16 protein-coding genes are annotated in these 24,490 nt (G+C 41.9%); 6 read left to right on the forward strand and 10 right to left on the reverse strand.

Annotated elements, in window-relative coordinates:
- Positions 1–10: 10 nt before the first annotated feature.
- The 3 genes from CAL7507_RS24160 to CAL7507_RS24170 form a co-directional block, all read right to left on the reverse strand.
- Entirely contained in the window at positions 11–1,249 is a 1,239-nt protein-coding gene (locus CAL7507_RS24160) for an NAD(P)/FAD-dependent oxidoreductase (protein WP_042342438.1), read from the reverse strand.
- A 126-nt stretch (positions 1,250–1,375) separates the two neighbouring features.
- On the reverse strand, positions 1,376–1,537 hold the full coding sequence (gene rd, locus CAL7507_RS24165) for a rubredoxin (protein ID WP_015131112.1): 162 nt from the start codon (positions 1,535–1,537) through the stop codon (positions 1,376–1,378).
- 223 nt (positions 1,538–1,760) lie between these two features.
- Complete coding sequence (locus CAL7507_RS24170; RefSeq protein WP_015131113.1) at positions 1,761–1,955, reverse strand: hypothetical protein; 195 nt, start codon at positions 1,953–1,955, stop codon at positions 1,761–1,763.
- A gap of 324 nt (positions 1,956–2,279) precedes the next feature.
- Here CAL7507_RS24170 and CAL7507_RS24175 point away from each other — a divergent pair, with 324 nt between their 5' ends.
- Together CAL7507_RS24175 and CAL7507_RS24180 are read left to right on the forward strand one after the other, a co-directional pair.
- The gene (locus CAL7507_RS24175; protein ID WP_042342440.1) at positions 2,280–2,837 is read left to right on the forward strand and encodes an SRPBCC family protein; all 558 of its coding nucleotides are present in this window, start codon (positions 2,280–2,282) and stop codon (positions 2,835–2,837) included.
- 5 nt (positions 2,838–2,842) lie between these two features.
- Entirely contained in the window at positions 2,843–3,418 is a 576-nt protein-coding gene (locus CAL7507_RS24180; RefSeq protein ID WP_015131115.1) for a DUF924 family protein, read from the forward strand.
- A gap of 111 nt (positions 3,419–3,529) precedes the next feature.
- Here CAL7507_RS24180 and CAL7507_RS24185 read toward each other — a convergent pair whose 3' ends face one another.
- The 5 genes from CAL7507_RS24185 to CAL7507_RS24205 all read right to left on the reverse strand — a co-directional run bounded on the left by CAL7507_RS24185 (position 3,530) and on the right by CAL7507_RS24205 (position 7,156).
- The gene (locus CAL7507_RS24185; RefSeq protein ID WP_015131116.1) at positions 3,530–3,781 is read right to left on the reverse strand and encodes a Nif11-like leader peptide family natural product precursor; all 252 of its coding nucleotides are present in this window, start codon (positions 3,779–3,781) and stop codon (positions 3,530–3,532) included.
- Positions 3,782–4,077: 296 nt separating this feature from the next.
- Positions 4,078–4,515, reverse strand: coding sequence for an NUDIX hydrolase (locus CAL7507_RS24190; protein WP_015131117.1), 438 nt, complete (start codon positions 4,513–4,515; stop codon positions 4,078–4,080).
- Positions 4,516–4,796: 281 nt separating this feature from the next.
- Positions 4,797–5,846: an Mrp/NBP35 family ATP-binding protein gene (locus CAL7507_RS24195; protein WP_015131118.1), complete on the reverse strand. Its 1,050-nt coding sequence runs from the start codon at positions 5,844–5,846 to the stop codon at positions 4,797–4,799.
- Positions 5,847–5,952: 106 nt separating this feature from the next.
- Positions 5,953–6,909, reverse strand: a complete 957-nt coding sequence (locus tag CAL7507_RS24200; RefSeq protein ID WP_015131119.1) for a HEAT repeat domain-containing protein — start codon at positions 6,907–6,909, stop codon at positions 5,953–5,955.
- A gap of 19 nt (positions 6,910–6,928) precedes the next feature.
- Positions 6,929–7,156, reverse strand: a complete 228-nt coding sequence (locus CAL7507_RS24205) for a ferredoxin family protein (protein WP_012408944.1) — start codon at positions 7,154–7,156, stop codon at positions 6,929–6,931.
- A gap of 100 nt (positions 7,157–7,256) precedes the next feature.
- Between CAL7507_RS24205 and CAL7507_RS24210 the strand changes: the two genes are divergently transcribed.
- Together CAL7507_RS24210 and CAL7507_RS31930 are read left to right on the forward strand one after the other, a co-directional pair.
- Positions 7,257–7,799 carry a transposase gene (locus CAL7507_RS24210; protein WP_042341539.1) on the forward strand — a complete coding sequence of 181 codons (543 nt, stop codon included), beginning with the start codon at positions 7,257–7,259 and terminating at the stop codon, positions 7,797–7,799.
- Between the two features lie 429 nt (positions 7,800–8,228).
- Positions 8,229–8,453: a hypothetical protein gene (locus tag CAL7507_RS31930; RefSeq protein WP_144051255.1), complete on the forward strand. Its 225-nt coding sequence runs from the start codon at positions 8,229–8,231 to the stop codon at positions 8,451–8,453.
- A 67-nt stretch (positions 8,454–8,520) separates the two neighbouring features.
- Here CAL7507_RS31930 and CAL7507_RS24215 read toward each other — a convergent pair whose 3' ends face one another.
- Positions 8,521–10,230 (reverse strand): fumarate reductase/succinate dehydrogenase flavoprotein subunit, encoded by a 1,710-nt coding sequence (locus CAL7507_RS24215; protein ID WP_015131121.1) that lies wholly within the window; start codon positions 10,228–10,230, stop codon positions 8,521–8,523.
- Positions 10,231–10,456: 226 nt separating this feature from the next.
- Here CAL7507_RS24215 and CAL7507_RS24220 point away from each other — a divergent pair, with 226 nt between their 5' ends.
- On the forward strand, positions 10,457–16,231 hold the full coding sequence (locus tag CAL7507_RS24220) for a PAS domain S-box protein (RefSeq protein ID WP_015131122.1): 5,775 nt from the start codon (positions 10,457–10,459) through the stop codon (positions 16,229–16,231).
- Positions 16,232–16,788: 557 nt separating this feature from the next.
- Here the strand turns inward: CAL7507_RS24220 and CAL7507_RS24225 are convergent.
- Positions 16,789–18,945, reverse strand: coding sequence for a polyribonucleotide nucleotidyltransferase (locus tag CAL7507_RS24225; RefSeq protein WP_015131123.1), 2,157 nt, complete (start codon positions 18,943–18,945; stop codon positions 16,789–16,791).
- Positions 18,946–19,316: 371 nt separating this feature from the next.
- On the opposite strand from CAL7507_RS24225, the gene CAL7507_RS24230 reads away from it, so the two are divergent.
- On the forward strand, positions 19,317–24,005 hold the full coding sequence (locus tag CAL7507_RS24230) for an SNF2-related protein (RefSeq protein ID WP_015131124.1): 4,689 nt from the start codon (positions 19,317–19,319) through the stop codon (positions 24,003–24,005).
- Positions 24,006–24,490 lie beyond the last annotated feature (485 nt).

Raw genomic sequence — 24,490 nt, forward strand, 5'->3', positions numbered from 1 at the left:
TGATAACTGTTCACTGTTCACTGCTTCCCATTGCATTACCGGCTAAATAGGCGGTTGTCCAAGCACTTTGGAAGTTAAACCCACCTGTAATGCCATCAATATCTAAGATTTCTCCAGCAAAATATAAACCAGGAACTAACCTACTTTCCATTGTCTTGAAGTTGACTTCTTTGAGGTTAACGCCTCCACAGGTGACAAATTCTTCTTTGAAAACTCCTTTACCTGTAATTGCGTATTCTCCTTGGGTGAGTTCTCTTACCAGTTGATTCAATTTTTTATTAGATATTTCTGCCCAACGATCATCGGCAGTGATATCAATACGGGTGATGATATATTGCCAGAGGCGGTGGGGTAAGTCCACGCCACGATGCAAAGCAATTGGACGTTTACCCCATTCAGCTTTGACATCTAAGATTTTTTGCCGTACTTGTTCTTGCTGTAAATGTGGCAGCCAATTAATCAATAATGTGGTTTGGTAGTGGCTGTCATGTAAAACTCTCGCACCCCAAGCAGAAAGCTTCAACACAGCGGGGCCACTCATTCCCCAGTGGGTAATTAGCAAGGGGCCAGTTTGTTCTAGTTGGGGTTTTCCATCAATAGACAACCGTAACTGTACAGGATCAACGCTGACTCCTGCTAATGCTCTCAGTTTTTCATCGACAATATTGAAGGTAAATAATGAAGGAACAGGCGGTTCTATATGATGACCAAATTCTTGAGCTATTTTATAACCCCCTAGACTGTTTCCTGTCGCCAGTAATAGGCGATCGCATTTTAGCGTCTCTCCCGACTTCAAAACCAGCTCAAATTGATTCTTGGCTGGTTGTTTCACCGAACTAACAGGGGTTCCCAGCCGCAGTTCTATCCCCGCCGTCGCCGCAGCTTTAATCAGACATTCGACAATCGTTTCGGAATTATTTGTAATCGGAAACATCCGGCCATCAGCTTCTGTTTTCAGATGTACTCCGCGAGTAGCAAACCAAGCTACTGTATCCTGCGCCTGAAAGCGAGTAAACGCACCCAGCAAAGCTTTACCGCCTCTGGGGTAATTTTGCACCAATCTATCTGCTTCAAAGCAAGCATGAGTGACATTACAGCGTCCCCCACCAGAAATTAGGACTTTCGCTAGTGGGTGACGACTAGCTTCGAGTAAAGTGACATGGGCGTGAGGATTAGCTTTAGCACAAGCGATCGCACCAAAAAATCCCGCTGCCCCACCCCCAACAACTACAATTCGTAACGATAACAATTTCAATAACGTCTCAATAGCACCTACTTTCTAGGTTAGTGCAGTAGAGGCAAAATAATTCTCAAAAGGTCAAGAGTCAAGGGTCATTTATTCTTTTGTCCCAATTCCCAATTCCCAATTCCCAATTCACTCTTCCGGTTCAAAATCATCTTTCGTCGCACCACACACTGGGCATACCCAATCATCTGGTATTTCTTCAAAGGGAGTTCCCGGTGCTATCCCAGCATCAGGATCACCATCTTCTGGGTCATATACGTGACCACACACAGTACATACATATTTTGCCATTTTGCTCTCTCCTAACAAACTTTTAACATTACTTTACAGTTACATGCTGCCGTCAGTATGCTGGAGTAAGTACGTCATAATCTTTAAAAAAAGATTATATTAAAACTTGTCTACTGAACCAGACCTGATATAGTAATACACTCAACTGTTAGTTTTTATTAGATAGCGTCGTAAATTTAAGTAAATGCAACAGGTAGTTCACGAAATTTCTCACACTGCTATGTTAGAAACGCCACCAAGTTTTTTGTACGTAACTGAGGATAGCGATCGCGATCGCCCCCAGCAATAATATCCAAATAATCCCACCTGGAATAAAAGTCAGTAGACCAAAGCCCCTCAATAACCAGACAGCGATGCCCATACCGAGAAGGATACCGAAAACCTGGGTTAATCTGCGACTTAAAGAAGATTGACTCACCTAATTTCCCTCTTCACTCAAACTTCATGAAATGCAACTTGCATATTTAATTGTGTTTGTGCCATTCTAGCTGTTGCCAACGCAGTTTTTTATCTAGAAGTGTTGCTGGTGTGAAAACTGCTGAGAATACTTCTTGACATAATCGTAAGATTAAACACATACTTTTAAGTGGATTCACAGAATAATATTTTCAGTGTAACTATTTCCGGAAAACTCGTCTGTTGGACTGGAACTAGAATTTAAAGGGTTGGACTGGATCTGATTTGGATGATTTGCTGTTTCAACCCTGACAGGTGAATGAGTGGAGGAGTAACAGAAATCAATATGTCTGCATTCTATATCTCAGATTCAATGATTCCCGGCTCTGATCTGCCTTGGAGTCAAGATAAACAAAAGTTGCTAATGCAAGGCGAAATCTTGGTAAAACTAGGATCGCATACAGCCTGGGGTGGTGCTGTTACAGCTTGGATGTATGTACCGCTAGTGCGATCGCAAGTATGGCAACAACTCACCGATTACCCCCGTTGGGTACAATATTTTCCTGATATCACCAGAAGTGAAGTTCTACAAAAAGGTGAAGTCAAGCGCCTGTATCAAGCAGCACAAAAAGCTTTTCTATTTTTCACCGCCCAAGTAGAAATCTATCTCAATGTCGTAGAAGTATTGGGGCAACAAATTCAATTTCGGATGGAAACAGGCACTTTTGAAGACTTTAAAGCCAATTTAGAGTTAAAAGATTGCGGTAGCGGCACTTTGCTCGCTTATAATGTGCAAGCCACCCCCAATATCCCCATCCCTTCAATTTTCATTCAACAAGCAATGAATTTTGAGTTACCCGCGAATATGCGTAAAATGCGACAAGTGCTTTGTAAAGGTCAATAACGGCAATGTTACAGGCAAGAGACGTTTTGGACTTTTGGTTTGGTCATCCCGATGAACCAGGTTACGGTAAACCACAGGCTTTTTGGTTTAATAAAACACCAGATTTTGATCAGGAACTACGAAGCAAGTTTCTTAAAGAATACCAAAAAGCCGCAGATGGATATCTAGATGATTGGATCGATTCACCCAACACCTGTCTGGCATTGATTCTATTGCTAGATCAATTTCCCCGAAATATGTTTCGTGGTACTCCCGAAGCCTTTGCAACTGACTGGGAAGCACTCTCAGCCGCACAGCAAGCCATTGCACAAGGCTACGATCGCCTATTCTTGCCTGTACAACGCTGGTTTATTTATTTACCCTTTGAACACAGCGAAAACCTAGAGCATCAGCATCACAGTGTCAAGTTATTTCAGGAACTCAGTCATGATCCCGAAAGTGCCAGTGCCATTGAGTATGCATTTCAGCATATGGAAATAATCAAGCGTTTTGGCCGCTTTCCTCATCGCAATATTATTTTAGGAAGGACATCAACACCAGAAGAAAAAGAATTTTTGCTGCAGCCTAATTCATTATTTTAGATTGTCATTTGTCATTAGTTATTTGTCATTTATTAGGTAGATTAGGAAATAAACTGGGCATAAAATTTTTACACTCAGAAACTTTCAAGCCTATTGCCTATTGCCTATTGCCTATTGTCTTACAGCTTCTGATAGATTTATTGATGGCTCAGAAAAGTTTGATTCACTTTCTAACCATGATTGATTTAGCTCACTTTCACTGAAGTTGTATCCTAAACTTGCTGCCAGACTAACAATTTTAGTTTTATCCCAATGGTGGCTGCCAAAAAAACCTTGACGGCAGCACTTATGATAATATTTTTCATAAATAGCTGGTTCTGATATTAACAATTCATAAAAAGCATTAACCTGTTTTAGCGACATAAAAACTTTGCGCCTCTGTCGTGATTTTTGTGCCTACTAAAAACTACATCCGAGTAACAAATAATTCCGGCTAGATCGCGAAAATACTACATTACTTTTCTTTATGGTACTGCGTTAAGGTCTAATTAAGATAAATTTATAACTAGTACGCAACAGCACAAATAAATCGCCCATTACAAAATACTGAAAAGCTTGCTGTACAAGTTTCTTCGTTTCAGAATAGCCTGCGGCAAGCCGTACTCTCCGAGAAGCCGCCTCCGGCGTCTACCGCGTCTACAGACTTCAGCCTTTTTATACTAGGGTTTGGATGCGTAATCAAATAACTCTGTCTGGAAAAAACTCTGAAAAATATGTTTGAGTGCAGCTGTTTGAATCTGAGCGATCGCTTTGCTAAGTTCTAGCCATTGGCGTTGCCTTTGACTTGCTTCTGGATAATCTTCACTGACCATGACAACTGCTAATAAATACATCTTAACTTGGTAAATATTGCCACGTTTGCGATATTTATAAATACCGAGTTCATTAATATTTACCTGTCCCATAACCCCAGCTTCTTCCCAGGCTTCTTTAGCTGCTGAGTCGTGTGGACTCATACCATTAGAGATTCCTCCTTTAGGAATCACCCAGCGTTGGCGATCGCGGGTTGTGATCAATAGGACTTCGATTCTACCATTTTGGATTCTATAAGGAATCACTCCAGATTGCTGAAATATTTTGCTGACTTTTCGACTCATGTGAATTAAACTTTTATGATGTAATTCAGCCCTTGTTTATTGCTAGCAGCTAGTCTTGGGAAATTTAGACGAAATGCAGATGAAATAGTGCCATTTAACTTTTAAAGTTGATTTTCACTGGATTTTCTCAACTCTGAATAAAAACTAGCTTCATACCTTATTGAATTTTTCTGAATGTGAATCCCAAATTCCTCAGTCTAGAGATATATAGCTGTTTTCAGATTAGTGAAGTAGGATTTTAAATTGCCAAGCCTGTAGGAGTGGACTATACCCCATTAGTGTCAACTTAAGGTAGAAGTCTTGCTAAAAGTTGCGTTAAGTGCGGTGGCAATTTGTGCAAAAACCTCACTTGCCGGCGAAGTGCGATGCCTCCGGCTGGCTTCGCCTACGCTAATTGCAATCGGATTTCCAGCATCACCACCACTACAAATATCGGGATCAATGGGAATTTGCCCCAGCAGTGGCACTTGTAATTCTGCTGCGAGTTGTTCGCCGCCACCACTGCCAAAAATTGGCGTGCGTGCGCCACAATCACCACAGATTAAATAGCTCATATTTTCAACGATGCCAAGTACAGGAACACCCACTTGGCGAAACATATATATGTTACGTCGCACATCTGCAACAGCCACTTGTTGAGGAGTCGTCACGAGAATCACTCCACAAACAGGGCTTTCTTGGATAATTGTGATTTGAGCATCACCTGTACCGGGAGGTAAATCTATTAATAAATAATCCAATTCGCCCCATTCCACATCTTGCAAAAATTGAGTGATAATTTTATGCAACACAGGGCCACGCCATGCCAAAGGACGATTTTCTTCTACAAGTAAACCAACTGACATTAGTTTTATTCCCTGAACTTCTAGAGGTAAAAACTTATCACCTCTGGGAGTATTAATCACTTGAATATCAGCTTGTCCTAAACCCAACATTTGCGGCACGTTAGGGCCATAAATATCAGCATCTAGTATCCCAACTTTTGCACCTTGTAATCTTAAGGCGGCGGCTATATTGACGGCTGTTGTTGATTTGCCTACGCCACCTTTTCCACTAGAAACCGCTAGAGTGATTTTAACACCAGGAATTGTACAAATTTGAATATAAGTTTTTTTGCACCAAGTTAGAAATGATAATTTAGATTGAACATCTGTCTGTAATTGCTGCTGATGGGAACCAATATATAAACGCAAGTAAACATAGTCATCAACTATACGGAGATTTCGCACAATTCCCAAACTAACGATGTCATTTTTTAAAGTAGGTTCAATAACCTGTTTGAGGAGTTCAACTACCTCTTTTTGATAAGAATTAATCTCCGATTGTACCACTCTTATTAACTCTCTCAGAAAATTATATTAAATCCTAGCGAATTCACTTTAAAAACACTCTGTGTCTCTCTGCGCTTCCTCAGCGTTACTCTGCGTTAAAAAAAAATCATTGATTTACTTCTTTATCTATTTGTATCTTCTGAATCGCCCGTTGCGCTTGGATAGATACTTCTTTATCAGGATCATCTAAGGCTTGTTGCAGGGGGTTAATAACGTCAGGATGAGCTAAATTACCAAGAGCAATTACTGCTTCTTTGCGGACATCTGCATATTCATCTGTTAATGCTTGAATTAATCTCGGCATAACTTGAATATCTGGAATCTTTTGCAAAGCTTGTGCTGCTGATTTCCGCACTTGCCAATGTTCATCATTTAAGGCTGTTTCTAATGCGGAAATTGCTTGATTATTTGCATGAATAGTCAGAGATTTAGCTGCATTTCGGCGAACTTGCCAATCACTATCATTTGTGAGTGCTTGACAAAGGATTGTAATCACTTCTGTATCTTGTAAATGTTCTAAAGTTAAAGCCGCAGCACGACGTACACTTGCTTCCTCGTCAAAGATGAGATTTAAAGCTTGTGGACATTTATCTAGTTGATTGATATATCGCAGTGTCGTAACTGCACCTTCTCTTAGCTCAGGATTTTTTGATGCTAAAAATGGCAAAATATATGGCAAAGATTGAATATCATGTATCTTCCGCAAAAGCACCAAAATATTTAATTGAAGATTTACATCATTACTTTGAAGTTTATCTAGTAAAAGTAACAATTCGTCTTGTGTGATTAACTCATTTAATGCTGATGCAGCTTCAGTGCGAATATCTGTATCTGCTGAACCAAGGCTTTCAATTAAAGCCGGGATTGCAACGGGATTAGCAATTTCCCAAAGAGCAGATATTGCTATTTTCTGAACAGTAACATTTTCATCTTTCAAAGCGATAATTAAAGCATCTATTGTGTCATCATCGCCTAGATGCTGCAAGGTTTTGACAGCTACTATCCGGTCATTTATATCAGGCGATCGCAACATTTCTAGCCATTGCTTGAGTTCATCATTCATCAATTTTTACCACAAATACTTAACGTAATAAAAAAGGAATTTGCACAGTAATTGCATTGGTGGGACATTCTTTTTCACAAGGTAGACAAAACCAACACTCATCATATTTCATATACGCTTTTCCTGTTTCGGGATTCTTAGCCAATACATCCAAGGGACAAACTTCAATACAGGCTGTGCATTTTTCTAAACATTTCGATTCATCAACGATGACAGGAACATCTATTCTCTGATTGATTAAAGCCATAAAATAACTCCATAATTTTGTAATGAAACTGCTAAACGGTAAAATAAATGGCGTAAGCTTACATCAATTATCTCATGATTTTAGGTTGTTTATAGGCATTATGGAATATCGCAGAGCCAAGATAGAAGGAGGTACATTTTTCTTTACCGTTGTTACTCATAACCGCCGAGAGTTTCTTTGTAATGCAGAGAATATTCTGCTGTTAAGACAAGCATTCAGAGAAGTAATGAGCAAATCTCCATTTATTGTAGATGCCATTGTCATATTACCAAACCACATACACGCTATTTGGACGTTACCACCAGGGGACAGTGATTTTTCTGCTCGTTGGCGATTAATCAAAAATTATTTTACCCATAATTGTGATACTAAATATCAAGAAAAAATCTCTAGATCACGTCAAAATAAAGGTGAAAAAGCTGTTTGGCAACGCAGATTTTGGGAACATCAAATTCAAGACGAAATAGATTTCATTCGTCATGTTGATTATATTCATTATAATCCTGTGAAACATGGATATGTTAAAGCACCTAAAGATTGGAATTATTCAAGTTTCATTTTGTATGTAAGCCAAGGAATTTACGATATAGATTGGGGTTCAGGAATAGAGATAGAATTTGCCGAAGATGTAGGAAATGAATAATATATTTGTAGGTTGGGTGGAGGCGCAAGTTAATATCTTGGCAACACAATGAACTATTTATATTGCGCCGTAACCCAACACGAAGCGATATTAATCTTAGTGCATAAACAAATATATAAAACAGGTTTAGCATTGATTTTGTCCAAGAGAATGAGAGCTTATTATAGTGTGAATATTTTCTGTTTTCCCGATATCATTTGTTGGGTTCCACTACGTTCCACCCAACCTACGGGATAGAGCGGTACTAGCAGAAGTTATTGTAGGTTGGGTGGAGGCGCAAGTTAGTATCTTGGCAACACAATGAACCATTTATATCGCGCCGTAACCCAACATCAAGGGATATTAATCTTAGCAAATAATTAAATATAGCGGTTCCCATTCAGATGGAGTACAACATTATATCGCGAGGTGTAGGGGCACGGCACTGCCGTGCCCTTACGGGTGTACGTCACTAGGTCGGGAAACGCTATATATGAAACAGGTTTAGCATTGATTTTGTCCAAGAAATTGATAGATTATAGTGTCAATATTTTCTGCTTTCCCGATATCATTTGTTGGGTGACATTACGTTCCACCCAACCTACAGGAGAGAGCGATCGCACTACACAGACAAAACCTGCCGACCCAGGGTTAAAAACCCTTGATTTTTATTAGTCCACGGAGGTGGACTTTGTTTGTGTAGTAGCGAATTCTATTCGCCCAAAACTTTTAAAATATCCTCTCACTTAACCGCAACATTGTAGACTTCTTTGACTGCATCTACTTCCACAATGTAAGGATCTACAGGACGCTTAAACAATACCATTTCCCCTAACTCATCTTTCTTTAAATTGACATGACAAAACCACTCATCATCGTTTTTTTCGGGATAATCTAAGCGGTAATGATAAAGTCCCCAACGAGTTTCTTGACGATATAAGGATGCTCTGGCTGCCATTTCTGCACAGTCTCGAATAAAGTGAACTTCCAGACTACGCATCAATTCATGGGGATCACGAGCGCCCATTATGTCTAATATTTCTTGATATTGCACAAAATGTTTTAAACCAATCTCGATTTTATTACCTGATTTTGGTGGTTGCAGATAATCATTAACTAAGCGTCTTAATTTATATTCTACCTGAGTATGAGGTACACCATTGGGGCGAGTTAAAGGTGCATAAATTCTGGCTTTTTCAGCTTCTAAAAAATCTGCATCTGGTTCGATAAAATCTAAGTCTCGGATGTATTCAATGGCATGAGTTCCAGCTATGCGACCAAAAACAAATGCGCCAATCATGTAATTATGGGGAACGCTAGCCATGTCTCCGGCTGCATATAAACCTGTGACGGTTGTTTGAGCGTTTTCATTCACCCACACACCAGAGGCGCTATGACCACTACATAAGCCAATTTCGGAAATGTGCATCTCTACGCCGTGAGTGCGATAATCTTCATTTCTGCCTTGATGAAAGCGTTCTCTACTTGGTCGTTCATTCGCCCACAATATAGATTCAATTTCAGCAATCGTATCTTCATCAAGATGGGTCATTTTCAGTTGGACTGGCCCCTTACCAGAATTTAATTCTTTCCAGATTTCCAACATCATTTGACCACTCCAATAATCGCAGCTAATGAAGCGATTTCCTTCGGCGTTGGCTGTATGTGCGCCAAAAGGCCCGGCGACATAAGCACAGGCGGGACCGTTGTAATCTTTGATTAAAGGATTAACTTGAAAGCATTCAATGTTGCTGAGTTCTGCTCCTGCATGATAAGCCATTGAATAGCCATCCCCGGCATTGGTGGGATTTTCATAAGTGCCGTAGAGATAGCCGGAAGCGGGTAATCCCAATCTGCCGCAAGCACCTGTACACAAGATGACTGCTTTAGCTTGAATAACAATATAATCGCCGTTTCTGACATCAAATCCCACCGCACCAATAGCACGTCCGGCTTTGACTAATACACGGGTTGCCATGACGCGATTTGTGACTTTGACTTTGTGGCGTTTAACTTGGCGGGTAAGAATTGTTTTGAGGTCTTTACCTTCTGGCATGGGTAAGACATATTTACCCACACGATGCACTTGTTTTAAGTCATAGTTACCTTGGGCATCTTTTTGAAATTTCACACCCCAGCTTTCTAATTCTTGGATGACTTCATAACCTAATTTGCCTGTTTGATATACGGCTTTTTGGTTGACAATACCATCATTAGCCAGAGTGATTTCGCGCACGTATTGTTCTGGTGTGGAATGTCCGGGAATAACTGCAGTGTTTACCCCATCCATACCCATAGCGATCGCACCACTGCGACGGATGTTAGCCTTTTCTAAAATCAGTACATCTGCATCAGGATTCGCTTGTCTGGCCTTGATACTTGCCATTGTGCCTGCTGTACCACCGCCAATGACAAGTACATCTGTTTTAATCCACTGGGTATTAATGTTCATATAAGGTATTTTTTATAATTTCTTGCATAAAACTACGGTAAGTCGCTAGATTTATCGTAGTTTATCCTTTCAAATTTTCACATGAATCAGCACTAAATGCAAGACACTGTAAAAGTCTCTGGGTTTACTCGGCACTCAGTACTCCTGAAAGTTACCTGGATTGGTTTTAGAATCCAAAATAGGTTGGACTCTAGGCTAAATTGAATAGAAGTTTAGGCAAACTCCTATGGATAGCAATCCAGAACAGGCAAACAAAGCAACCATCTTAATAGTTGATGACACACTGGCAAATTTGCAAATCTTATCTGCCACTCTGTCCGTTACCGGATATGCAGTCCGGGGTGTAAGCTCAGGTTTAATGGCTGTGAACGAGGCACGACTGTCTTTACCTGATTTAATTTTGCTGGATATCAAAATGCCAGAAATCGATGGTTATGAAGTTTGTCAACGGCTAAAGGCTGACGAGATCACTCGTGATATTCCAGTCATTTTTCTGAGTGCTTTACAAGATGTTTTTGATAAGGTAAAAGCTTTTAAATCTGGTGGCGTGGACTACATTACCAAACCATTTCAAGTAGAAGAAGTTTTTGCACGGGTAGAAAACCAACTCACTATTCAAAAGCTACAAAAACAGTTAAAAAAGCAAAATGCTCAACTACTATGGGAGATTCAAGAACGTCAGCGTTATGCCATTGAACTAAATAACCGTAATAAACAAATAGAATCAATTTTAAAGGCGGCGAAGGTAGGGATTTGCTTGACAGATGAAAATGGATATTTTGTGGAGGTAAATCCAGCTTATTGTCAGATGTATGAATATACTTGCGCCGAACTTATTGGGCGACAATTTACAATACATTATGCAAATTTAACAAATGCAGATAAATCTCATCTAATTCAAGAATATCAGAATTTTATCTGCAATCATCATCCACAAAAAAAAAGGGAATTCAACATTACACGCCGCGATGGTTCGCAGTTAAGTGTGGAGATGAACCAGGGGGTTTTTCAACAGGATGATGGTAAGTTTTTTGTTGTGACTACCCTGATGGATATTAGCGATCGCCTAAATGCATTGCGCGATCGCCAACTGGTTGAGGATGAACTACAAAAACGACTCCATTACAGCAACCTCATTAGAGAAATTAGTTATAAAATTCGCTCAAAATTAAATACACAACAAATTTTGGTGACAGCAGCCACACAAATAGGTGAGGCTCTGAGTGTGAGTCGCTCACTTATTCATACTTATATCGACTCGCCTATTCCCCAAATCCCGATATTGGGTGAATTTTTAGCTCCTGGCTATACCTCAATGATGAATTTTGAAGTGCTGATTTCAGGCAATCCCCACACCACTCAAATATTATCGCAAGACCAAGCGATCGCCGCCCACGATGTCTATACAGAACCACTCTTACGAGATTTTCATCAACAGTGCCGACAGTTAGCAATCAAGTCTATGTTGGCAGTCCGCACCTCTTATAAAGGTACACCCAATGGTATGATCTGTTTGCATCAGTGCGACAAAAACCGGGAATGGACAGCAGAAGAAATTGAATTATTAGAGTCTATCGCCGCACAATTGGGAATCGCATTAGCACAAGCACAACTACTAGAACAAGAACAAAAAGCACGTGCTAAATTAGACAGACAAAATATCCAATTACAGCAAGAAATTGGCGATCGCCTCTTAGTAGAGCAAGCACTACAAACAAGTGCTGACAAGCTACGCAACCATAACCTCGTACTCACTCAACTAGCAAAAAATCAAGTACTTTATCAAGGCGATTTAAAAGCTGCCCTAAGTGAAATTACAGAAGCGGGGGCAAAGAATATTGGGGTGGAGCGAGCTAGTGTCTGGTTTTTCGGGGAAAACCGTAATTTAATACAGTGTCTTGACCTCTTTGAACACAGTCGTCACCAACATAGTGAAGGAGATTTGCTGTTAGCAGCAGATTATCCAGCTTATTTTCAGGCGTTGCACGCCGCCCAATTAATCGCCGCCGACGACCCTTATACTGATGCAATCACCCAAGAACTGAGCGCATCTTATTTGACACCTTTAAACATCACTTCTAAGCTGAGTGTCCCCGTCAGATTAGGCGGTGTGACTGCCGGAATTTTATGCTTGGAACAGGTAGGAGTAGCTCATCATTGGACGCTAGAAGATCAGAATTTTGCGCGTTCTCTAGGCAATTTAGTTTCTTTAGTCCTCGAAGCACGGGAACGCAAACGCGCAGAAGCAGCAAGGCGCGCTTCTGAAGAAAAACTAGGATCAGCCTTTAGATCATCTCCTGACCCGATCGCCCTCAGCACTTTTCCCGAACCCCACTACATCGAAGTTAACGACAATTTTTGTCGATTTTTTGGTTATTCTCGCTCTCAGGTGATTGGTCACACTAACCAAGAATTGCAAATTTGGGTGAATCCAGAAGAATCTGCTTTTCTATCCCAGATTCTCCAACAAACAAGAGCAGTTCGTAACCATGAAGTAGATGTCCGGACTGCGAGTGGGGAGATCAAGACGACATTATTTAGTGCAGAAATCATCGAAATTGATGGGCAACAGTATATCCTAGGCACATCTAAAGATATTACTGAGCGCAAACAGGCTGAAAATGAAAGCCGTTTGCTATTGCTAACCACCCAAGCCATCACTCGTGCTGTGGATGTTAACAGTGCCCTAGCCGTTGTGCTGCGTTTAATTTGTTATACCATCGGTTGGGATTTTGGCGAAGCCTGGATACCTAGTGATGATAATACTGTTTTAGAACATAGCCTAGTTTGGTACGGAGAAAATAGTAGTTTAGAAGCATTCTGCCACCAGAGCAAAACTATGAAATTGACTTCAGGTGTGGGAATGCTGGGGCGAGTTTGGCAAAGTAGACAGCCAGAATGGATTGAAGATGTTTCTCAGGTTGATACGGCAGTTTTTATGCGATCGCTACAAGCAGCACAAGTCGGATTAAAAGCTGGCTTTGGTGTGCCGATTTTGGCTGGGGACCAAGTATTGGCGGTGTTGGTATTCTTTAAAAGCAGCGTTGTTCCCGTAGATAAGCGGTTGCTTTTACTAGTCGGGGCTGTCGCCTCCCAGTTAGGTGGGCTGATTCAACGCAAACTAGTAGAAGCCGCCCACAGAAAGAGTGAAGAACGTTTGCAACTAGCCTTAGAAGCAAGTGATTTGGGATTGTGGGATTGGAATATTACCAACGACAAAATCTATCGTGATTGGCGCTGGCGGAAAATGCTGGGCTACGAGGATCAAGAAGTTGAAGAGAATTTGCAAGCCTTTTGGGATTTGGTACATCCAGAAGACCTAGCCACTGTGAACTCAGCCTTAAGCACCCATCTTCAAGGTGCTATACCTGTTTATGAAGTAGAATTTCGTATGCGCTGCGCTTGGGGAGAGTGGAAATGGATTCAGGCTCGTGGTCAGATTTGTGAACGTGATGAATGGGGCGCGCCCTTGCGAATGACAGGTACGCACAAAGATATCAATGAACGCAAAACCCTAGAACAACAACTAGCCCTGAGGGAAGCGCGCCTCAATGCTTTTTTCACCAGTGCGCCTGTGGGCATGGCTATTTTAGATCACCAACTGCGGTTTGTCCAAATCAACGAATTGTTGGCAGGTATTAACGGACTACCCCAAAAAGAACATATTGGCAAGACTATCTGTAGCATGATTCCCCAGATTGCACCAATGGTCACGCCACTCTATGAGCAGGTGTTCGCTAACGGTCAATCTATTCTCAATGTGGAAGTCAGCAGTCCATCACTCCATCACCCAGAGATGATCCGTCACTTTCTCACTTCCTATTTTCCCATTCCTGGCGAAGACGATCGCCCTTCTGGTGTAGGTGCAGTGATCGTAGAAATCACCGATCGCAAAAATGCAGAAATCGAATTGCAAGAAAGTGCAGAACGAGAAAGAGCGATCGCCCAAGTCATTCAAAGAATGCGCCAAACATTGGATTTAGAGACGATATTTGCCGCCACAACCCAAGAATTGCGACAGGTACTCAACTGCGATCGCGTCGTTGTCTATCGTTTCCACCCCGATTGGAATGGTGAATTTGTCTCGGAGTCCGTGGGAAGTGATTGGATTTCTTTGATTGAAGCACATCAAAATGATCCCCATCTCACAGAGAACGCCCTCGAAGACGATCACTGTATGATGAAAATATTGGGTAATGCAGATCATCAGACACAGGATACTTATCTGCAAGCAAATCAAGGCGGTGTGTACAGCCAAGGTACAAGTTTTCGCTGTGTTTCAGATATCTACAAAGCTGAGTTTCACCCTTGTTACATCAACCTTTTAGAACGCTTTCAAGCCAAAGCCTATATTACTGTGCCTATTTTTTGCGGTAATCAACTTTGGGGATTATTGGCAAGTTATCAAAATTCTAGCCCCCGCCAATGGAAAACAGAAGAAATCAATATTGCAGTGCAAATTGGTAGTCAGCTGGGAGTAGCTTTGCAGCAAGCACAATTACTCGCACAAACCCAAAGTCAATCACAAGCATTGCAAGCTGCAGCGATCGCCGCTGATGCCGCCAATCGCGCTAAAAGCGAATTTCTCGCCAACATGAGTCATGAACTGCGGACTCCACTTAACGCCATCCTGGGTTTCACCCAAGTCATGAGCCACGAAAATTCTTTATCAACTGAACATCAACAAAATTTAGCAATCATTAATCGTGCTGGCGAACATCTGCTGAATTTGATTAACGACATTCTCGAAATGTCCAAAATCGAAGCCGGCAGAACCACGTTGAATGTTAACAGTTTTGACTTATTTCGGCTCTTAGCAAGCTTAGAAGAAATGTTACGTTTCCGCGCTGCGTCTAAGAACTTACAACTGATATTTACATATTCGGTCGATCTTCCCCAATATGTGCAAACTGATGAAAGCAAATTATTGCAAGTCTTGCTCAACCTCTTGGGGAATGCCATTAAATTTACTCAGACTGGAAGCGTCACGCTACAAGTGTCAGTAGTTAATGATCCACAACACAGGACAAATGACAACAAACAACTGACACTTTACTTTGAAGTAATTGATACTGGACTGGGGATTGCCCCACAAGAAATAGACCTTTTATTTGAAGCCTTTGGACAAACCGAAACAGGGAGAAAATCCCAACAGGGGACAGGACTGGGTTTAGCAATTAGCCGCAAATATATACAACTCATGGGTGGTGATATTACTGTCACCAGCACGCTTGATGAAGGTAGCCGATTTACTTTTCATATTCAAATTAGCCTCGCATCAGCTAGCGCCATTCAAACTCACCAAAATCAAGGATATGTGATTGGTTTAGCACCCGCGCAAACAGAATACCGGATCTTGGTGGTTGACGACGCTAGAGATAGCCGCACTTTATTAGTTAAACTATTGACATCTGTCGGCTTTGCAGTGCAAGAAGCTAGCAATGGACAAGAAGCGATCGCCCAATGGACAACATGGCAACCACACTTAATCTTCATGGATATGCGGATGCCTGTTATGGATGGCTATGAAGCCACAAAAGTAATTAAAGCACATCCACAAAGTTCAATATCCCGCACCATTATTATTGCTTTAACTGCCAATGTTTTTGAGGAACAACGTGAAGCAATGATGAAAGCAGGTTGTGATGATTTGATTAACAAGCCTTTCCGAGAGGAATTTTTGTTAGAAAAAATCAGCGAATATTTGGGAGTACGATATCTTTATCAAGAAGCAAACCATCAGAGTGCAGACACAAAGCAAAAAACAACAGAACAAATTCTCACATCAAATGATTTATCATCTCTGCTATCGCCAATGTCCCCTGAATGGATCACACAGGTTTACCATGCTGCCGCTCAATGTAGCGATGACTTAATTTTACAGTTAGTTGCACAAATCCCCGCCGACCATACTTTATTAATCCAATGTTTCACAGATTTAGCGCATAATTTCCAGTTTGAAAAAATCATGGAAATAGCACAGCAAGGAGAAGATTTTTAATCAAGACTAATACAAAATAAATTTCCCAAAGTACCTTACAACAGACATATCAGTCTAAAATAATTAAACGCAGATAAACGCAGATAAACGCAGATAAATTTCTACTTCAGTAGCCTAGGAAAGGCTATAGATAAATTCTATAGATGGTACAGTTGCAAATACAGCAAAGTCAATCTGTAGTATTAAGTATCAAATTAACTCTATAAAATCTATTTTTGTAGGTTGGGCGAAACGTAGTGAAATCTAACTCAAAACATAAATTGATGTTGGGTTTAATTCCTCAAACGCCGCTTCAACACCAGTTGCTACCCTGCAGGTTCCGCTTTAGCGGTACAAGTCGGGAAACCCCTTCGGGTTCGGCAGTCCACTCGGCGGCATAGCCGCACGTGTGGCTGCGCTCACCGCCCACGTGAGTGGCTCCCCAACCTACTCCAAAGATGATGCGATCTCAATCTTTGTATACTTCCAAAAAATCATCTAGCGATGCTTACATAAAGCATCGCGGATTTTAGATTTGCGATTCGTCCCAAATCTACAATCTAAAATCCTCAATCGATTTACCGATTCACCGCTGCAGCTTCTCTGGCTGCAACTGCCTGATCTGGGTGGATACCCAAGCGTGTGAGATTGATTCGGCCTTTATTGTCAATTTCGCGGACTTTGACAACCACCTCATCACCAACTGCGACTTCATCCTCAACTTTGCCAACACGGTAGTCAGCTAATTGAGAAATATGGATCATGCCTTCTTTACCAGGCAGAAACTCCACAAATGCCCCAATTGGTATAATTCGCGTCACTCTTCCCACATAGACATCCCCTTCATGGAGCTTGCGAGTCATGCCTTGAATGATGTTGCGCGCTCGTTTAGCCTTACTTTCATCCACAGCAGAAATCGTCACTGTGCCATCATCTTCGATGTCAATTTTTGCACCAGTTTCTTCAGTGATGCCCTTAATTGTCTTGCCTCCAGGTCCGATGACTAGACCGATCATGTCTGGATCAATCTTAATTGTCAGTAGACGGGGAGCGTAAGGTGAGGTTTCAGTCCGGGGTTGCTCAATGCAAGCGAGCATTTTATCCAGAATGTGTAAGCGGGCTGCTTTGGCTTGGTGGACAGCTTGGGCGATCACTTCCAAAGACAGACCGGAGATTTTCATATCCATCTGCAAGGCGGTAATCCCTGCATCTGTGCCGGCAACTTTAAAGTCCATGTCACCGAGAAAATCTTCAATACCCTGGATGTCCGTCAAAACACGCACTTCTTCGCCTTCTTTAATCAGACCCATTGCAGCACCGCTAACGGGTTTAAGAATTGGCACGCCAGCATCCATCAAGGCCAGGGTAGAACCGCAGACTGAACCCATCGACGTGGAACCGTTGGAAGAAAGTACTTCCGATACAACGCGAATCACGTAGGGGAATTGTTCTTTAGTCGGTAGCACAGGTAAGATAGCTCGCTCTGCTAAAGCACCATGACCAATTTCTCGCCTGCCTGGGGCACGCATTGGCTTGGTTTCCCCAACGGAGAAGGGGGGGAAGTTGTAATGATGCAAGTAACGCTTGTGCTGATCTACTTGCAAGTCATCGTTAAGGTTTTGGGCATCTCCCGGTGTGCCGAGAGTACAAGCCGATAGCACCTGGGTGAGTTCGCGGTTAAACAAACCACTACCGTGGACTCGTTTCGGTAAGACACCTACTTGACAAGACACGCGACGCACTTCATCGAGTTTACGCCCGTCAACGCGGACGTTATCTTCGATGATTTGTCGCCGCATGAAGTGTTTGGTGATGTCTTTGAAAGTGTTGCCGAGTGCTTTGCTGTTGGCGGTAGCAGCAATGCGGATTGGTTCTGTTTCTGGAAATTCAGCGATCGCCGCAGCAATTGTATCTTTGACAACATCTAAAGCCGCATCTCGCTGAGGTTTAGTCAACTCAAACTGTGCCAGAATTTTCTTAATCTCGCCGCTAGCGCGATCGCGGATAAAGTTTTCTAGTGTTTGGTCTACTTCTGGTGGTGTGGCTTGGACAATTTCCAAACCCAGTTCGGCAACTAAATCCAGTTGTGCCTGAATTAAATCCCGCACTGCTTCATAGCCAAAATCAATTGCCTCGATAATATCTCGCTCTGGCAACTGATTGGCTCCTGCCTCCACCATGATTACACCATGAGGGGAACCTGCTACTATCAGATCCAAGTCTCCGGCTTCGATTTCTGCGTATGTGGGGTTAATAATGAAATCATCTCCCACTAAACCAACCCGCACTGCTGCCATCGGCCCATTAAACGGAATCTGAGCAATTAGGGTGGCAATCGATGCACCTGTAACTGCTAACACATCGGGTGGTACTTGCTCATCCATTGACAGTGTCAATGCGATAACTTGCAAGTCATCCCGCAACCATGAAGGGAACAAAGGACGCAGGGGACGATCTATCAGACGGCTGGTAAGAATTGTTTTTTCTGGTGGACGACCTTCACGCCGCATGATCCCGCCGGGAATCCTACCTGCAGCATACAATCTTTCTTCGTAGTCTACTGTGAGGGGCAGAAAATCAATGCCTTCTCTGGCTTGCGATCGCGTAGCCGTCACCAAAACAGCTGTGTCCCCTGATTGTATCAAAACTGACCCACCAGCTTGGGGAGCTAGTAGGCCGACCTTCAGCCGAATATCCCGTCCGTCGAAGGATATTGACTTATCAACTTCTGCCATTCAGGTTTTTTTCCTTCTATGCACGCTATTCTCTGTCTGTGGCAATCCTAACATTTATGCACTATGGCTGGCTTCAGTTACATACAAAGATAAACAACTCTATTCATGCCAAGTGTGATACATCGGCAGCCTTAAATCTGCTCGCTTTCTGCTTCCTCAAACCATCTGAGCTAATGGCCATTTAAAATGAAGTACACGGGTACCGCAGTACTTTACCCTGTGGGAATCCTGTTTCAGGGAACGAGAAGGGCAAAGCCCTAAGCCTTTACAATAATCTGTAATCTCACCAAGTTGAAATTCGCTGTACTTCTCCTGAATTCTGAAAAACAACTGACAGTTAAGCGCAGTAAAAATATTTAAGTAATTAGCAAATGGCAATTTTACACGGTAGTTGGTTAATAAATAATCAAAATAGTAGTTTATTTATTTGGGGAGAAACTTGGCGTGCATCCAAGGTGAATGTTGATGCTTACGCCTTGGGAGATATACCATCACACCCATTGGCAATGACACCAAGTGAGTTATATGAGTGGTTGCGTTCGCAAAATCTTAAAATGGCTAACTTAATTCAGCCGTCCCAGGTTGCTGTAAATGTTGAGCGATCGCCTAAAACTGCAAATACTCAAGATATTAGTCTGCCAACACATTCCCAAATTATTGCTTTACCAACTTATATTCTCAAAAGCCGTGAGTCAGAAGCGATCGCAATTTCCCCTGTACATTCTGCCTTATTTGAGACACAAAGCACAGCATCTCTACAAACAGATTCCCCAGCATTCTTACAACCTTGGAGAGTCGAGGGTTTTTGTCTCAACCCAAGCACAGCAATGAAATTCCTTTCTTCCTTACCCTTAAGTACTGTTAATGAGGAAAATGCTTTTCTGGGAGGAGATTTACGGTTTTGGTCACAGGTTGCCCGCTGGAGTTTAGATTTGGTTTCAAGGTGTAAATTTTTGCCAACAATTCGGCAAGAAGCAAGTGGTTCTGCGGTTGCCAAGTGGCAAGTACTTTTAGACAGTGCTGTCGATGGGACAAGATTAGAAAAATTTTCCCAATTGATGCCATTAGCTTGTCGCACTTATCAGGAAAATCCTGAGTCGGAAGAACAATACTCAGCACTCAGCACTCACAACTGGGCACTGAATTTACCCCTTTCACCCCAGGAGTTACTACGAGAATTCCTGAATAATACGATAGATGCTCAAGTGCGAGGCATGGTGAGTTCTCAACCTGCGATCGAAACTAGGGTCATGGCATCTCTCCCTCCAGCGATCCGGCAGTGGTTGCAAGCATTAATTAGTACATCTCAAGTTAATGCAGATCCCATTGGCGTGGAACGATTACAAGCGGCGCTGGCAGCTTGGACTATGCCCCTGCAATACCAACTGACTCATAAAACTCAATTTCGCACCTGTTTTCAATTGCGTCCCCCAGAGTCTGAGGAAACAGATTGGACATTGGCTTATTACCTCCAGGCTGCTGACGATCCAGAATTTTTAGTCAATGCAGCAACTGTGTGGCAACAACCAGTTGCACAACTAAAATATCAAAATCGCACAATTGCCCAACCGCAAGAAACCTTTTTGCAAGGTTTGGGGCTAGCTTCTAGATTGTATCCACCAATTGCCGCGAGTTTAGAAACAGAATATCCCCAAGCTTGTCACCTCAACCCCATACAAGCCTATGAGTTTATTAAGTCCGTAACTTGGAGATTTGAAGATAGTGGTTTGGGGGTAATTCTGCCTCCGAGTTTGTCAAACCGTGAAGGCTGGGCGAACCGTTTGGGTTTGAAAATCGCTGCCGAAACATCAAAGCAAAAGCAGGGACGCTTAGGGTTGCAGAGTCTGTTGAATTTTCAATGGCAATTAGCAATTGGTGGACAAACGATTTCTAAAGCTGAATTTGACCGATTAGTGGCATTGAATAGTCCCTTAGTAGAAATTAACGGTGAGTGGGTAGAATTGCGTCCTCAAGACATCAAAACCGCCCAGACCTTTTTCGCCTCCCGTAAAGAACAGATGTCCCTTTCCTTAGAAGATGCTTTGCGCCTCAGTAGTGGCGACACCCAAGTAATTGAAAAACTACCAGTAGTCAGCTTTGAAGCCTCCGGCGCATTACAAGAATTGATTGGGGCACTAACAAATAATCAAGCAATTACACCTTTGCCCACACCACAAGGTTTTCAAGGAAAGTTACGACCCTATCAAGAAAGAGGCGCTGCTTGGCTAGCTTTCTTGGAACGTTGGGGATTGGGTGCATGTCTCGCAGACGATATGGGATTGGGTAAATGCGTAGCAAATAATACATTAATCAATGTAGATGGACTTTTACGCACAGCCGAGACAATCTGGACAACTCATGCTGGAGAAACAGAATTTGATGGTGAAGGATTTTGGGCTAACCCCACTGAGCAATTACTAGTTAATTCCATCAATGAGAAAACTGGCAAAATCGTCCAGGCTAATATCAGAAGGTTATATCGGCAGCAAGTCTGTGAGAAATTACGAAAAGTCACCCTAGAAGATGGTAGCAATATCACCATCACTCATCGTCACAAGCTGTTGACAAATAAAGGTTGGACAAACAATTTGCAGGTGGGTGATTACGTCTGTGTGCCAGGTAAAACGCTTTGGAATGGAGAATTGCAAGACCTTGATTTGGTTAAGTTTCTTGCTTGGCAAATTGCCGAAGGGCATGAGTTAACCGATGTGGGAAGAGTCACAATATCCCAAAAAGACACCAGAATATTAGAGGATTTACACCAAACTTTTCAGCGCATCGGTAAGCGCTACGACCTCAAAATTAATAGCCCTAATATCTGCATCTTCCCTAACAGAGTTCCTTGTCTTCGAGTTAACAGCCAAGCCTATCGGCGATTCTTAGAAACTAAAGGTTATGTTTGGGGTAAACTATCGGCAGAAAAATCTATTCCGCCTTTCATCATGCAGGCAGACTTAGATAGTGTGAGGCTCTTTTTACAAAACTATTTCGATGCTGAATCTGCTGTTGTTTTGAGTATGCACAGTATTGAGATTGCTACAGCTTCAGCTTTACTAATTCAGCAACTTTCTACACTCTTGCGGCGCTTCGGCATTTGGTTAAGAATATCGCCCAAACTGAAATGTGCTACTAATGGAACTCGGATTTTACGCACCTACTATATTGGTGTAATTGGTGGAAATTCTGCACGTAGATTTTTGCAAATAATTGGTTTTAGTAATCCAGAAAAACAGTGGAAATTAGAAGAAATTTGTCAAGCGGTAAGCAACACTAATATTGAGGGAATTCCTGCTGGTGATATTGTTGCCCAAACAGTCACAACAACAGGGCTACCATTGCGACATTTGGGAATGCACAACACTGTTTATATTAATGGCTCACAGCAATTTTCTCGAGATAGTTTGCAGCGGGTCATAGCTGGAATGAACGACATTATTAGTAGAGAAGCGCAACAACAATATCAGTTATTAAAACCTTCCAAGTGGACAAATAAAACCCTTACATCCTATGCTCACCTAGACTTAAAACAGTTAAGCTTAACTAAGAAGTCTTTGCAAAATCTACTCGATCAAGAAGTATTTTATTGCCAGATTGAATCCATAGAAGAGATAGATTATGAGGGATGGGTTTATGACTTTGAAGTTAGCGAACATCATAATTTTGTCGCTAACAATATTATTTGCCATAATACTATCCAGTTCATTGCCTTTTTACTGCACCTCAAAGAACAAGATGCTTTGGCAGCGCCAACACTGCTAGTTTGTCCGACTTCTGTTTTAGGGAACTGGGAAAGGGAAGTTAAAAAATTTGCCCCTAAGCTGAAAGTTTTGCAATATCACGGTGATAAGCGACCCAAAGGTAAGGCGTTTATAGAAACAGTGAAAAAATATGATTTAGTCATCACTAGTTATTCACTGATTCACAGAGATATCAAATCATTACAGGGCATTTCTTGGCAGGCGATCGTTTTAGATGAAGCCCAAAACGTCAAAAATCCAGAAGCGAAGCAATCACAGGCAGTGCGACAATTAGAGTCAAATTTTCGTGTAGCTTTAACTGGAACACCAGTAGAAAATAGACTCCAAGAACTCTGGTCTATTTTAGATTTTCTCAATCCAGGATACTTAGGGAATAAACAATTTTTTCAGCGGCGATTTGCCATGCCAATTGAAAAATATGGTGATGTATCTTCTTTGAATCAATTACGTTCCTTAGTTCAGCCCTTTATTCTCCGTCGTCTAAAAACAGACCGTGATATCATTCAAGACTTGCCAGATAAGCAGGAAATAACAGTGTTTTGTGGTCTGACTGCTGAACAAGCATCACTTTATCAAAAAGTAGTTGATTCATCTTTAACAGAGATTGATTCTGCTGAAGGATTGCAAAGACGAGGGATGATTTTAGCTTTATTAGTCAAACTCAAACAAATTTGTAATCATCCAGCACAATATTTAAAAGAAACCACATTAGATAAATATAGTTCAGCCAAGCTGCAGCGGCTAGAAGAGATGTTGGAGGAGATTTTAGCAGAAGGCAATGCCTACGGTGTTGCTAAGGCAGGACGGGCTTTAATATTTACTCAATTTGCTGAGTGGGGTAAGTTACTCAAACCCTATTTAGAAAAAAAACTAGGGCGAGAAATTTTGTTTTTGTATGGTAGCACCAGTAAAAAGCAACGTGAGGAAATGATCGATCGCTTCCAACACGACCCCCAAGGGCCACCAATCATGATTCTTTCTCTGAAAGCTGGTGGTGTGGGACTAAATTTAACCAGAGCAAATCATGTTTTCCACTTTGATAGATGGTGGAATCCAGCCGTAGAAAATCAAGCCACAGACCGAGTATTTCGCATTGGTCAAACCAGGAATGTCCAAGTACACAAATTTGTTTGTACTGGGACGTTAGAAGAGAAAATTCACGACATGATTGAAAGCAAGAAACAACTGGCTGAACAAGTAGTCAGCACAGGTGAGGATTGGCTAACGGAAATGGATACAGACCAACTCCGTAACTTACTCATACTCGATCGCAACGCCGTCATTGAAGAAGATGAAGGATAACCCGCATTTCTCACAATTCTTGCAATTCACATCATCCTTACCTAAAATTACTCAACATTCTCTCGGCTCGTTTCGCGTTCCAAACACCAACAGGACTTACGCAACTAGGACATGATATTTGTAGGGTGTGTGACGCTGCAACAAAACTCTGTACGTAGATTCAAGACTGATAGCGTCACGCACCATTCTTTGACTGTGACACATGCATAAGTTCTAACCAACTTCCGAGTTCCAAACACCAACTTCCGCGTTCTGAACACCAACTTCCGCGTTCCGAACATCAAGTTTCCAGTTCCGAACATCAAGTTCCGAGTTCCAAACATCAAGTTCCGAGTTCTGAACATCAAGTTTCCAGTTCCGAACACCAACTTCCGAGTTCCGAACACCAACTTCCGCGTTTTAGGGATGCCGTGAAAAAATTGTACAATCTTGTGAGTCGGGCAAATCAGCAAGATAGCTGATCACGCAAGCATTAATTGGATATT

The organism is Calothrix sp. PCC 7507 (genome assembly GCF_000316575.1).
In the GTDB taxonomy this organism is placed as follows: Bacteria; Cyanobacteriota; Cyanobacteriia; order Cyanobacteriales; family Nostocaceae; genus Fortiea.